This window comes from Bacillus sp. B15-48 (assembly GCF_016879755.1).
Lineage (GTDB): Bacteria > Bacillota > Bacilli > Bacillales > Cytobacillaceae > Mesobacillus_B.
This window is the reverse complement of record NZ_WOFU01000001.1, coordinates 66,715-80,534: the sequence shown is the minus strand read 5'-3', so window position 1 is coordinate 80,534 and position 13,820 is coordinate 66,715. Positions and strand designations below refer to the sequence as shown.

At 38.8% G+C, this 13,820-nt stretch carries 14 protein-coding genes; all 14 read left to right on the top strand.

The features are described from left to right. Positions 1-93: 93 nt before the first annotated feature. The 14 genes from GNT69_RS00450 (at position 94) to GNT69_RS00390 (ending at position 13,817) form a co-directional block, all read left to right on the top strand. Positions 94-1,119: a methionine ABC transporter ATP-binding protein gene (locus GNT69_RS00450; RefSeq protein WP_203552987.1), complete on the top strand. Its 1,026-nt coding sequence runs from the start codon at positions 94-96 to the stop codon at positions 1,117-1,119. Further along, on the top strand, positions 1,112-1,777 hold the full coding sequence (locus GNT69_RS00445) for a methionine ABC transporter permease (RefSeq protein WP_203552986.1): 666 nt from the start codon (positions 1,112-1,114) through the stop codon (positions 1,775-1,777). The genes GNT69_RS00450 and GNT69_RS00445 overlap by 8 nt, the downstream gene beginning before the upstream one ends. Before the next feature lie 11 nt (positions 1,778-1,788). Further along, positions 1,789-2,637: a MetQ/NlpA family ABC transporter substrate-binding protein gene (locus GNT69_RS00440; RefSeq protein ID WP_203552985.1), complete on the top strand. Its 849-nt coding sequence runs from the start codon at positions 1,789-1,791 to the stop codon at positions 2,635-2,637. 680 nt (positions 2,638-3,317) lie between these two features. After that, positions 3,318-3,488, top strand: coding sequence for a YuzK family famiily protein (locus tag GNT69_RS26120; protein ID WP_481747582.1), 171 nt, complete (start codon positions 3,318-3,320; stop codon positions 3,486-3,488). A gap of 347 nt (positions 3,489-3,835) precedes the next feature. Continuing rightward, the gene (gene sufC, locus GNT69_RS00435) at positions 3,836-4,621 is read left to right on the top strand and encodes a Fe-S cluster assembly ATPase SufC (protein ID WP_203552984.1); all 786 of its coding nucleotides are present in this window, start codon (positions 3,836-3,838) and stop codon (positions 4,619-4,621) included. Between the two features lie 19 nt (positions 4,622-4,640). Further along, positions 4,641-5,948: a Fe-S cluster assembly protein SufD gene (gene sufD, locus GNT69_RS00430; protein WP_203552983.1), complete on the top strand. Its 1,308-nt coding sequence runs from the start codon at positions 4,641-4,643 to the stop codon at positions 5,946-5,948. Continuing rightward, positions 5,948-7,177 carry a cysteine desulfurase gene (locus GNT69_RS00425; protein WP_203552982.1) on the top strand — a complete coding sequence of 410 codons (1,230 nt, stop codon included), beginning with the start codon at positions 5,948-5,950 and terminating at the stop codon, positions 7,175-7,177. The genes sufD and GNT69_RS00425 overlap by 1 nt, the downstream gene beginning before the upstream one ends. Then, positions 7,167-7,613: a Fe-S cluster assembly sulfur transfer protein SufU gene (gene sufU / locus GNT69_RS00420; RefSeq protein ID WP_203552981.1), complete on the top strand. Its 447-nt coding sequence runs from the start codon at positions 7,167-7,169 to the stop codon at positions 7,611-7,613. The genes GNT69_RS00425 and sufU overlap by 11 nt, the downstream gene beginning before the upstream one ends. Before the next feature lie 79 nt (positions 7,614-7,692). Beyond that, positions 7,693-9,090 (top strand): Fe-S cluster assembly protein SufB, encoded by a 1,398-nt coding sequence (gene sufB / locus GNT69_RS00415; protein WP_203552980.1) that lies wholly within the window; start codon positions 7,693-7,695, stop codon positions 9,088-9,090. A 173-nt stretch (positions 9,091-9,263) separates the two neighbouring features. Next, the gene (locus GNT69_RS00410) at positions 9,264-10,652 is read left to right on the top strand and encodes a bifunctional metallophosphatase/5'-nucleotidase (protein ID WP_203552979.1); all 1,389 of its coding nucleotides are present in this window, start codon (positions 9,264-9,266) and stop codon (positions 10,650-10,652) included. Between the two features lie 59 nt (positions 10,653-10,711). After that, positions 10,712-11,014, top strand: a complete 303-nt coding sequence (locus GNT69_RS00405; RefSeq protein WP_203552978.1) for a YunC family protein — start codon at positions 10,712-10,714, stop codon at positions 11,012-11,014. Between the two features lie 124 nt (positions 11,015-11,138). Continuing rightward, positions 11,139-11,903: a sporulation protein YunB gene (gene yunB / locus GNT69_RS00400; protein WP_239093973.1), complete on the top strand. Its 765-nt coding sequence runs from the start codon at positions 11,139-11,141 to the stop codon at positions 11,901-11,903. Between the two features lie 295 nt (positions 11,904-12,198). Beyond that, positions 12,199-13,710 carry a sodium-dependent transporter gene (locus GNT69_RS00395; protein ID WP_203552977.1) on the top strand — a complete coding sequence of 504 codons (1,512 nt, stop codon included), beginning with the start codon at positions 12,199-12,201 and terminating at the stop codon, positions 13,708-13,710. Further along, a complete protein-coding gene (locus GNT69_RS00390) occupies positions 13,710-13,817 on the top strand; it encodes a methionine/alanine import family NSS transporter small subunit (protein ID WP_203552976.1) in 108 nt (35 codons plus the stop codon). Before GNT69_RS00395 ends, GNT69_RS00390 begins: the two co-directional genes overlap by 1 nt. Positions 13,818-13,820: the final 3 nt, after the last annotated feature.

The following is a 13,820-nucleotide window of genomic DNA, read 5'->3' as shown; positions in this document are numbered from 1 at the left end:
AATTTGCATCGTTTTATTAGCGATAAGAGATGTTAAAGGTATTATTTTACAATAGCGAGACGTTGATTTTTGAATGGAGAGGGTGACAACTAGTTGATCTCGATAAAAAACATAGTTAAAACGTATACCTCTAAGCGTGGAGCTGTTAAGGCAGTCGACAATGTGAACCTAGAGATACAAGAAGGGGAAATATTCGGTGTCATTGGCTATAGTGGTGCCGGGAAAAGTACCTTAATTCGGATGTTAAATGGACTGGAAATACCTACAGACGGTTCGATTACTGTTGCAGGGCGAGAGATTTCAAAAGTAAAAGGAGCAGAGCTCCGGAAAGCACGTCAAGAAATTTCGATGATCTTTCAACATTTTAATCTGCTTTGGTCGAGAACAGTGGTTGATAATATTGCATTCCCACTTGAAATTGCGAAAATTCCAAAGCAAGAACGTGAAAAACGTGTGAAAGAACTAATCCAATTAGTCGGTCTCGAAGGGCGGGAAAACGCCTATCCTTCTGAATTAAGTGGTGGTCAAAAGCAACGGGTTGGGATTGCTAGAGCACTTGCGAATAATCCAAAAGTTCTTCTTTGCGATGAAGCAACTTCTGCTCTTGATCCGCAAACAACCGATTCGATTTTAGAGTTGTTGGTAGATATTAACAAACGTCTTGGACTGACAATTGTGTTAATTACCCATGAGATGCATGTGATCAGAAAAATTTGTCATCAGGTCGCTGTCATGGAGGAGGGGCGAGTTGTTGAAACCGGGCCTGTTTTACAAGTATTCAAAAAACCACAACAACCAATTACGAAGCGGTTTGTTCAGCAAGTAACAGAACCAGAAGAGACGAGAGAAACGATTGAACATTTGCTCAATCAATTTCCGTCTGGAAAGGTCATTCAATTAACATTTGTCGGAGATGGAGCGGAACAGCCGCTCATCACGAATTTAATTCGTCAGTACCCACTAACAGTCAATATTTTGCAAGGGAAAATATCTCAAACTCAAAATGGCTCTTATGGGACGCTATTTATACACCTAGACGGAGATGAGAAAGTTATTGAAGAGGCGATTGCCTATATCTCTTCACAGGATGTTGGCGTGGAGGTGATTGACAATGGCTGAATTTCTCGAAAAGATTAAATGGGAAAGATTGTTGCAGGCTACCGAAGAAACGATTTATATGACCTCCATTTCGGTCATTGCCACTTTTATTTTAGGCATCATTCTAGGTTTACTATTATTCCTGACGAATAAAGGGAATTTATGGGAAAATAAAGCGATTAACTTTGTCATCGCAACAGTCGTGAATGTGTTCCGGTCGATTCCTTTTATTATTTTGATTGTTTTACTTATTCCATTTACGAGGGCAATCATGAATACGATGTTAGGTCCGAATGCGGCACTACCGGCGTTAATCATTGGAGCAGCTCCTTTTTACGCGAGGATGGTTGAGATCGCCTTAAGGGAAATAGATAAAGGGGTCATTGAGGCTGCGCAATCGATGGGGGCCAATCATTTTCAGATTATCTTTAAAGTATTGATACCTGAGTCTTTACCAGCGATTATTTCAGGTTTGACTGTTACGGCTATATCGCTCGTCAGCTTTACAGCGATGGCCGGTGTTATTGGGGCCGGAGGGTTGGGGCATTTTGCGTATCTAGAAGGTTTCCAGCGCTCTAACTCACTGATCACTTTAGTCGCAACAATTGCGATTTTAATTCTTGTGTTTATCATCCAATTAATTGGAGATTACTTTACTAAAAAGACTGACAAAAGGTAGGAGGAAGAAGGATGAAGAAATTATTTAGTTTTATGATTATCGCACTTGTTTTGGTGCTTGCTGCTTGTGGTGGCAATGGAACAAATGATGGAAATGAAGGTGCTGCAACAGGTGGAGAAGAAGAAGGAAACATAACTTTAGTTGTTGGTGCTTCAGCAGTACCACACGCAGAAGTTCTTGAAGAAGCGATTCCGTTAATGGCTGAAAAAGGAATTGATTTGAAAGTCGAAACATTTCAAGATTATGTATTGCCAAATATTGCTTTAAGGGATGGCGATATTGATGCGAACTACTTCCAAACACCAGGTTATCTCGCATTGCAAATGGAAGAAAATGACAGCTTTAACTTTGTAAGTGTAGCCGAAATTCACCAAGAACCGATTGGGATTTACTCAAAAGAATATGATAGCTTACAAGATCTTCCTGATGGCGCGAAGATCATTATGAGTGATTCATTAAGTGACCATGGCCGGATTTTACCGATTTTTGAACGTGAAGGTTTGATCACGTTAAAAGAAGATGTTGGACCAAATGCTCGTGTGGAAGATATTGTTGATAATCCGAAAAACTTAGATTTCTCAACTTTAATTGAGGCGAAATTATTGGCATCTGCTTTTGAAAGTGGGGAAGGCGATGCTGTGGCAATCAATACAAACTATGCACTTGAAGGTGGATTAAACATTGAAGAGGATGGCATTGCTTTTGAAGGCAGCGATGTTGTTCCAGCTAACTTAGTTGTTGTCCGCTCTGAAGACCAGGAAAGAGAAGAGATTCAGACGCTAATCGAAGTATTAAAATCAGATGAAATTAAAAAATTCATTGAAGAGAAATATCAAGGTGCAGTGCTGTTTGTAGACTAACAGTTCATCGAAATAGGACAGGCAGCTTTTTGCTGCCTGTTTTCTTTTGGCTAAAAGAAATCAGAAGGCTTTGGCTTCGGACTTGAGGAATGATTAATATATGCCCACTACTCGAAATAAAGCATTAATTGGACGAAGAGATTTTTAGGTTTTTTGAGCGATAATGCTGGTAACGCGGTTTTTAATCCAAGTACTCGTATTAAAACCACTAAATTTTGTAGATATATTGCAAGTACTCGTAATAAAACGTTGTAAAATGAGGGGTTAATCCGAGTACTAGCAATAAAATGAGGTCAGAAGGCTGATATAATCCCAGTACTAGCAATAAAAGACGGTCTAAAATCGGTTTAATCCAAGTACTAGCAAAAAATCAGCCTTATAATCACGGTACTAGTAATAATTAAACTCATCCTATTTATCAACATTCAATTTTTTGTCATTCGCCTTATTCTGTCATCTCTTGATTAGGTGCTTCCGGTTCGATTCGTTAATAAAATGCGGGAATTGTAAGCATCATCGTGCTAGTGGATTGGAGAACGCTTTATAGCGCATGACAATCAAAAATGGCCGTGATTATTGACTTTGAAAAACAGCGTGAAGGAATGGTATGATTAAATTCTTAAATCAATCGCATTCTATGCGAAAAACAAAAGGGATGGTTTATTATTAGTACGCTTCAAATGAATTACACGTCTGGAATGGAGAAAGCAATGCACAGTGCTCATGGAATTGGTTATGAGGTATATTGCAGAAAGCATCTTCTTAGGATGAAAGTAGAAAAAAAGCGTGAGTTGGACTATTTGCAAAGTCAAAGGATCGTCGCTGACTTAGACAGAAGAATTTATACCTGAGTTTTCGATAGAATGTATGAGTGAAGACCAGTGTTTATTTGAGCACTGGTTTTCTCTATTGGGCATATAGATTCTCAAAGTTTTTGCCGCAACAGTGCAACTATACACCTGGTTTTGCGCTTGAGAGCTTGGCAATTAGCGAATTTTTATTGTAAAAACATACATGAAATACCAATCATTGGTTAAAAATATGTTATGAGAATTACAATTACTAAAATAAGATCCGTTGTTAAACAGTTGCGTACAGTTTTAATTTGTTATAAGATTGTAATGAGAATAGAATGAGAATAAAAAAATATTCAATTAAAACAAGATAATATCTTTTTTTACTAATGGAGGTAACGATTATGAGTGGGTCTGTATTATCAATTAAGGATCTTCATGTTGAGATTGAAGGCAAAGAAATATTAAAAGGGGTAAACCTTGAAATAAAAGGTGGCGAAATTCATGCCATCATGGGTCCGAACGGGACAGGTAAATCAACTTTATCTTCTGCAATCATGGGACATCCGAAATACGAAGTCACTAGTGGAAGTGTTTCATTAGATGGTGAGAACGTTTTAGAAATGGAAGTGGATGAAAGAGCACGTGCAGGTCTATTCCTAGCGATGCAATATCCGAGTGAAATCAGTGGTGTGACGAATGCTGATTTCTTGCGTTCAGCGATTAACAGCCGCCGTGAAGAGGGGCAAGAAATTTCACTAATGAAATTCATCCGTTCAATGGACCAAAAAATGGAATACCTTGAAATGGATCCTAATATGGCACAACGCTACTTGAATGAAGGCTTTTCCGGTGGGGAAAAGAAACGCAATGAAATTTTACAAATGATGATGATTGAACCGAAAATTGCCATTCTCGATGAAATTGATTCTGGTCTTGATATTGATGCATTAAAAGTGGTTTCAAATGGAATTAACGAAATGCGTGGCAACGATTTCGGCTGCCTCATCATTACACATTACCAGCGTTTGTTAAACTACATCACACCTGATCATGTTCATGTGATGATGCAAGGACGCATTGTAAAATCTGGTGGACCAGAGCTTGCACAACGGTTAGAAGCGGAAGGTTATGACTGGATTAAACAAGAACTTGGGATTGAAGACGAAACTGTTGGGCAAGAAGCGTAAGCATTAGGGGAGGATCAATATGACTACTGAAACAAAGCTGCCATTTGATCAGGAATATATTAGTTCCTTTTCAAAGGAAATGAACGAACCGAACTGGTTAACTGAGCTTCGCATGCAAGCACTAAAGCAAGTTGAGTCGCTTCCATTGCCAAGGCCAGATAAAACCAAAATTAATAAATGGAATTTCACGCAATTTGAGAAGTTACTTGTAAAAAGCGATGTGTATTCATCACTCGAAGAGCTACCTAGCGAGGTGAAACTTCTTGTTGGCGAAGAAGCAACGGAAAATAGTCTTTACGTTCAGCGAAATAATAAGCCGGCTTATTTATCTGTTTCAAAGGAACTTCAGGAAAAAGGCGTTATTTTCACTGATATTTTTACTGCAGCACGTGAACATGCAGATTTATTACAAAAATATTTAATGACCGCTGTAAAAACAGATGAACATCGCTTAACTGCTTTTCATACAGCCTATATGAACGGAGGAGCATTCCTATATGTTCCTAAAAATGTACAAATCTCTGAACCAGTTCAGGCAATCTTTATTCATGATGATCAAGAAGCAAATATCATGAATCATGTACTAGTTGTTGCCGAAGATAACAGCAACGTAGTATATGTTGAAAACTATATTTCTACTGTTGATTCATCTGATAGTAAATTTAATATTGTCTCTGAAGTAATCGCGAATGCAAATGCTCGAATCCAATATGGAGCGGTTGATACATTAGCCAAAGATACGACCACATATGTGAATCGTCGTGGAATTGCTGGAAGAGATGCGAAAATTGAATGGTCACTTGGTCTAATGAATGATGGAAATACTATTTCAGAAAATACAACGAACTTAATTGGTGACGGTTCGTTTGGAAATACGAAAACAGTGGTTGTAGGTCGTGGTGAACAAATCCAAAACTTCACAACGAGTGTTGTCCACTTCGGGAAAAATTCTGAAGGCTACATCTTAAAACATGGTGTAATGAAAGACAGTGCGAGTTCGATTTTTAATGGGATTGGTAAAATTGAACATGGTGCATCTAAATCAAATGCTGTTCAAGAGTCTCGTGTCCTGATGTTAAGCGAAAAAGCTCGTGGTGACGCGAACCCAATCTTACTTATTGATGAAGATGATGTTACAGCTGGGCACGCAGCTTCTGTTGGTCGAGTAGATCCTTTACAATTATATTATTTAATGAGCCGAGGCATTCCTAAAGTTGAGGCAGAAAGACTGGTTATCCACGGATTCCTTGCGCCAGTTGTAAATCAACTTCCAATTGAAGGGGTTAAAAAACAATTAGTTGAAGTAATTGAAAGGAAAGTAAAGTAATGCACATTCCAGAAATTCGCGAATTGTTTCCCATTTTACATCAGGAAGTCAATGGAAATCCGCTCGTTTATCTTGACAGTGCGGCAACTTCGCAAAAACCTGTTCAAGTTATCGAAGCATTAGATCGATATTACCGCGAGTACAACTCAAATGTTCACCGTGGTGTTCATACCCTTGGTACAAAAGCTACAGACGGCTACGAAGGGGCTCGTGAAAAGGTACGTAAATTCATTAATGCGAAGTCAATTGAAGAAGTAATTTTTACGAGAGGGACGACGACATCCCTAAACTTAGTTGCTGCCAGTTATGGAAGTGCAAATTTAAGTGAAGGCGACGAAATTGTTATTACTTATATGGAGCATCATAGTAATATCATCCCTTGGCAACAAGTTGCGAAAGAAACAGGAGCTGTTTTGAAATATTTCCCTCTTCAAGAGGATGCGACGCTATCACTAGATGACGTCAAAAAGACAATTACACCGAACACGAAAATCGTCGCTGTTATGCATGTTTCGAATGTGCTTGGCGTCATTAACCCTATTAAAGAAATTGCAAAAATTGCCCATGAAAACGGAGCGGTGATGGTCGTTGATGGTGCTCAAAGTACGCCGCATCTTAAAGTGGATGTTCAAGATCTTGACTGTGATTTCTTCGCTCTATCCGGCCATAAAATGTGTGGCCCAACAGGAATTGGTGCGCTCTACGGGAAAAAGCATTTGCTTGAAAAAATGGAGCCTATTGAATTTGGCGGAGAAATGATTGATTTTGTAGGCCTTCAAGAATCCACTTGGAAAGAACTTCCTTGGAAATTTGAAGGAGGTACACCAATTATTGCTGGGGCAATTGGTCTTGGAGCAGCGATTGACTTTTTAGAGGAAATTGGACTTGATCATATCGAAGCTCACGAACATAAACTTGCAGCTTATGCGATTGAGAAAATGTCAACGGTTGAAGGTATGACAATTTATGGACCTAAAGATTCATCCAAACGGGCAGGAGTTGTAACTTTTAATATAAGTGATGTTCATCCGCATGATGTTGCTACCGTTCTTGATGCAGAAGGAATTGCTGTTAGGGCCGGACATCATTGTGCACAACCACTGATGAAATGGTTGAATGTCTCCGCTACTGCTAGAGCGAGCTTTTATTTGTATAATTCGGAAGAGGATATAGATAAACTAGTAGCGGGACTGGTCAAAACAAAGGAGTATTTTAGCGATGTCTTTTAATAATTTAGATACGCTGTACCGTCAAGTGATTATGGATCATTATAAAAGCCCTCGGAATAAAGGTGTGCTTGAAGAAGATGGCAGTCTAACCATTAATATGAATAATCCAACATGTGGCGATCGCATTCAATTAACGATGAAAGTGGAGAATGGGATTGTAACGGATTCAAGATTTGATGGAGAAGGCTGTTCAATATCGATGTCATCTGCTTCGATGATGACGCAGGCCATTAAAGGGAAAAAGATTGAAGACGCAATCAAGATGTCGAAAATCTTTTCTGATATGATGCTCGGGAAAGAATACGATGATAGTATCGACCTAGGTGATATTGAGGCACTTCAAGGTGTTGCAAAATTTCCCGCACGAATTAAATGTGCAACATTAGCTTGGAAGGCAATGGAAAAGGGTTTGAATGAAGAAAATAAGGAAGATTGATGCTCGTAACGTTAAATATGATTAAATACTAGGGGTAGAATGTTCGCTTTCTACTCCTCTGAAATGGAGGAATTCGACGATGGCTAAAAAAATGCCAGAGATCGGTGATTATAAATATGGCTTTGCTGATAAAGACGTGTCCATCTTCCGGTCAAAACGTGGTTTAACTCGTGAAATCGTTGAAGAGATTTCCAAAATGAAGGAAGAACCTCAGTGGATGTTAGATTTCCGTCTAAAATCACTTGAGCACTTCTATAATATGCCGATGCCACAATGGGGCGGAGACTTAAAATCATTAAACTTTGATGAAATTACGTATTATGTTAAGCCTTCAGAGAAATCGGAAAAATCTTGGGACGAAGTGCCGGAAGAAATTAAGCGTACTTTCGATAAACTTGGGATTCCAGAAGCTGAGCAGAAATACCTTGCTGGTGTTTCGGCACAGTACGAGTCGGAAGTTGTTTATCACAATATGAAAGAAGAGCTTGAAGATATAGGTATTGTCTTTAAGGATACCGATTCAGCGTTAAAGGAAAATGAAGATATTTTCCGTGAGCATTGGGCTAAAGTTATTCCGCCAACGGATAATAAGTTTTCCGCGTTAAACTCAGCTGTTTGGTCTGGCGGTTCCTTTATTTATGTTCCAAAAGGTGTGAAAGTAGATACCCCATTGCAAGCTTATTTCCGTATTAACTCAGAGAACATGGGACAATTTGAACGTACGTTAATCATTGTTGATGAAGGGGCACATGTCCATTATGTAGAAGGCTGTACAGCGCCTGTTTACACGACAAATTCACTTCATAGTGCTGTCGTTGAAATCATCATTAAAAAAGATGCATATTGCCGTTATACAACAATTCAAAACTGGGCAAACAATGTATTCAACTTAGTTACAAAGCGTGCGGTCTGTGAAGAAAATGCGACAATGGAATGGATTGATGGAAACATCGGATCGAAACTAACAATGAAATACCCAGCCGTTATTTTAAAAGGTGCTGGAGCAAGAGGACTAACGCTTTCGATCGCGATTGCTGGGAAAGGACAGCATCAGGATGCAGGTGCGAAAATGATTCATTTAGCTCCTAATACTTCTTCCACAATCGTTTCCAAATCGATCTCAAAACAGGGCGGAAAAGTGACTTATCGTGGAATCGTTCACTTTGGACGTAAAGCCGATGGTGCTCGTTCGAACATTGAGTGTGATACATTAATTATGGATAATAAATCAACTTCAGATACGATTCCTTATAATGAAATTCTGAATGACAACATCTCGCTTGAACATGAAGCGAAAGTTTCTAAAGTTTCTGAAGAGCAATTGTTCTATTTGATGAGTCGCGGTGTTTCTGAAGAAGAAGCAACCGAAATGATTGTAATGGGCTTTATTGAGCCGTTCACAAAAGAGTTACCAATGGAATATGCAGTAGAAATGAACCGTCTAATCAAGTTCGAGATGGAAGGTTCAATCGGATAAATTATAGGATTGGTTGAAAAGTCGCTTACTGAATCGGTAAGCGGCTTTTTCTAACGGTTCCACTTCATAACTTTTTGAAAACGATATGCTATTATATACCTATACCTTACTTAGTTACTGCGATTTTTTTCTAATCTAAAAATATGCTCTTAAATAGAGCATTTTTAAAAGGAATGAGTTGTTTGGAAGTTTTACATATTTATCATACAAATGATTTGCACAGCCATTTTGAGCATTGGCCAAGAATACATCAACTAGTAACCGAACGTCGAAACTGGCATGAACAGGAAGGCGATGAGTATTTGCTGTTTGATATCGGTGATCATATGGATCGCTGGCACCCTTTTTCTGATGGAACAAGAGGAAAAGGAAATTGTCAGCTCTTAAATGATGCCGGTTATGATGCGGTAACCTTTGGTAACAACGAGGGCATAACGTTAGCTTATGAAGATTTGGATTCGATGTACAACCAAAGAAAATTCGAAGTCCTAGCAGCGAATTTTTATAAAAAAGATGGAACGAGGCCTGAATGGGTTAAGCCATTTAAACTGTATACAACGAAGAAAGGGACAAGGGTCGGGGTGATTGGTTTAACAGTGAACTTTTCTCATTTTTATCGTTTACTCGGTTGGAAGGTAAACGACCCGCTAGAAGAATTACAGTTATGCCTGGACGAATTAAAAGGAAACGCAGATGTCATTATTCTGCTTTCTCACTTAGGAATTCACGAGGATGAGAGAATGGCGGAAATGTATCCGCAAATTGATTTGATCCTTGGCGCGCATACTCATCATATTTTACATGAAGGGAAATTGGTCAGGAATACATTGCTTGGCGCAGCCGGAAAGTTCGGGGGATATACGGGTCATGCCGTTCTGGAAATTGACCCAACTTCACGAAAGGTTATTTCGAAGAAAGCCCAACTTTATAATATGCTTAAATCGGAGCCGGCCACAAACGAAGAGGAACAAATTAAATCCCTTTATACTAAAGGAAAAAAAATACTTGAAAAAAAAGTTGCCTACTTGCCCCAACCGCTACCCGCAGAACATTTCGCAGATTCACCTTTGGCAAACCTTCTATGTAAGACATTAAAAGAATGGTGTGATGCAGATTGTGCATTCATCAATGCCGGGTTATTATTAGATAGTTTAAAGAAAGGAAAGGTCACAGAATTTGACCTTTTATCGATCTGTCCCCATCCAATTAATCCGTGTACAGTCGAATTAACAGGCTCGGAATTAAAGGAAGTGCTCTTACAAACAAGAGACGAGAAATGGCCACATCTACAAGTTAAAGGATTGGGATTTAGAGGAACGGTTTTAGGTAATTTTATTTATGACGAAATTGAAATCAACAGTGACAAACCAAATTCGGTAATGATTAAAATAAAAAATGAACCGTTGGAACCGAAAAAAACATATAGAGTAGCTCTTCCAGATATGTTCACCTTCGGGCGCTTCTTTCCGGCGATTAATCGAGCGGAGAAGAAAGTGTATTTTCTTCCAGAATTATTACGTGACCTTCTAAAAGATAAACTTTTGGAAGTATATGGTCAATAACAAGCTTCACCTTTTTCTTGCAAATGCATAACTTGTATTGTAAGAAAGGGGAGCTGATTATGATTGAAATGGCACCAATTGAACTTAACGGCCATACCTTTTTAAGCGTTTCTGTCAGACTGCCTAAAACAAATTTACTTGTTGTAACAAATGATAAAGGATATATTATGTGCGGCGCTTTAGATGTGGCTCTATTAAATGAAAAGTTAAAAGATAGAAAGGTCATCGCTGGAAGAGCCGTTGGCGTCAAAACAATCGATCAATTGCTAGAAGCACCGCTTGAGTCGGTCACGATCGAGGCAGAAAGTCTAGGAATTACGGCAGGGATGTCTGGAAAAGAAGCATTGCAAAAAATGATTTAGATGTTATTTTTTCGTTCGCATGAATGGACAGAGCGTAAGTATCGTTATTTTAAACATTTTTGGAATATTTTTAGGCTAGGTCCCCCCTTTACTGCATACATTGCATGTAAAGGGGGGATTTATTTTGGGGAAATCGGGCCTCCGGCTACGGCGAAAAAAAGGACCCTTACCGTTCAAACATGTAATATTGCTAACAGTGCTCTTCTTTATGCTTGCAACATTAGGCGGTCTTTGGATCATTGATCGAAAAATCGAACCGATATTAATGAGATATGCAGAAGCCCAATCAACGAAAATGGCTACTCTTATCATCAACAAAGCAATAAATGAACAAGTTGTCCGTGGAATGAATACAACAGACCTAATTGAATATGTCCCAATAAACGATGGATCAAAGACGGTCATCCAATATAATGCAGAGGTCTTAAATAAAATAAAGGCCGAGACCGTTAGCCTAATTCAAGCAAATATTAATGAAGCAGAGAAAGGAAATTTTGCTTCATTACAATCCTTTTCGGATGTAGATATTGAACCAGATGCAGTAAAACGAGAGGAAGGACTTGTCTACTATATACCGTTGGGCCGGGCAACAAATAATCTGTTGCTTGCAAATCAAGGACCGAGTATCCCTGTTCGTTTCACGGCCATTGGAGATATTGTTACCGATGTTGTATGGGAACAAAAACCGTTAGGCATTAATAACACATGGATTGATGTATCCATTCAAGTCGTAGTAAATGTTCAAGTTATCATCCCATTTGCAACAACTGTGGCCACTGTTAAAGAAAATATTCCAATCGGCGGATTTCTTCATGAAGGAGAGGTTCCACAATTTTTTAACAATGGAGGAGGTGGGGCTCCAGCCATTCCATTACCGACGGAAAGATAGACGATTCAAAAGATTGATTTTAACATAATAATTTAAAAGCTGTCCATGTCAACAACTCATGACTGAAGTCACGAGGGTTCTCGCCTATTATCTAAAAAGGGCAGCAACATTAGACTAAATATTTTCTCTTTCCTCTTATTTGTAAGCCTTTTCAAATGTTGCAAAAAATTCACAGAATATTATTTTGACAAAAGAAAAAAAGATGGATATACTTGTCACAAAATAAAAAATCTGAAAATATTGAAGTTTTAAATTCTTCGTATATTTCAGAGACACACTTAGGGGGTATGATGATATGAACCAACGTCCTCAATGGGGAACTAGAGCAGGTTTTATCCTTGCCGCAGTAGGTTCAGCAATTGGTTTAGGAAATATTTGGCGTTTTCCGGGTGTTGCTTACGAAAGTGGCGGCGGCGCGTTTTTCCTGCCATATTTATTTGCTTTATTAACGGCAGGGATTCCATTGCTCATTATGGAATTCACGATTGGGCATAAATATCGTGGTTCGGCACCTTTAAGCTTTGCCCGCATAGGAAAAGGCGCTGAATGGCTTGGCTGGTGGCAGTTAGCGATCTCATTTATCATTTCTACTTATTATGCTGTCATCGTTGGTTGGGCAATGTCATATGCTTATTTCTCAGTCGGGCAGCAATGGGGTGCAGATCCACTCGGATTCTTAATCGGTGATTATTTGCAAGTCGTTGATGCAGGGGAAGTAGGTAGTCTTGTACCGGGAGTATTTATTCCATTAGTCATCGTTTGGGTCATTTCATTAGGAATTTTATTCAAGGGAGTTAAAAAAGGGATTGAAGTTGCGAATAAAATCTTTATTCCAGCACTTGTTTTTTTATTTTTAATTATTGTTGTCCGCGCTTTAACCCTTGATGGTGCAATCGATGGGGTCAACGCATTTTTCAAACCTGATTGGAGTCAAATTACCAATGGGAAAGTTTGGGTTGCTGCTTACGGCCAAATCTTTTTCAGTTTATCCATTGCCTTTGCGATTATGGTCACATATTCGAGTTATTTACCGAAAAAATCTGACATTACAAACAATGCTTTCATTACAGGTTTTGCGAACTCTTCATTTGAATTACTGGCTGGAATTGGTGTGTTTGCAGCGCTTGGCTTTATGGCGATGCAACAGGGGGTCGGTATAGATGAGGTTGTGAGTAAAGGGGTCATCCTTGCTTTTGCCGTCTTTCCACAAATTATTAACGAATTACCAGCTTTTAGTAGTACCTTTGGATTATTATTCTTCCTTTGTTTAACATTAGCTGGTTTATCATCACTCATTTCAATTGTCGAAACATATATTGCTGGAGTTCAAGATAAATTTAAAGTTTCTCGTACGAAAGCGGTAGCGATTGGCGGCGGCTTATCTGCATTAATATCAATTCTTTATGCAACGCAAGGCGGTTTGAACTTCCTTGACACGGTTGATGCTTTTATTAATAACTATGGTGTTGCAGTTGCAGGTCTTGTTGAAATCATCATTGTTGTTTGGATTGCAAAACAATTGAATCAGCTTCGTGACCATGCCAATGCCATTTCAGATATTCAGCTTGGTAGCTGGTGGACGATTTGTTTGAAGTATATTACGCCTGCTGTTCTTGGAGTTATGATGATTATGAATATTAAAACAGATTTAGAAACGAGCTATGGAGGTTACCCAGAAAGTTTTAATTTTTATTTTGGTTGGCTAGTAGCGATAGCCGCGATTATTTTTGGAATCGTCTTTAGCTATGTGAAAAAATGGGATTCAAACGCCCTAAACGTACCAAAGGATAAGGGGGATTCAAAATAATGGATACGAGTGCAGTTGTGATGATGGTTGTCGGAATGGTTGTCATTTGGGGAGGTCTTACTGCAAGTATTATCCATGCGGTGAAAAAGTCGAAATCAAAGTCATAATGA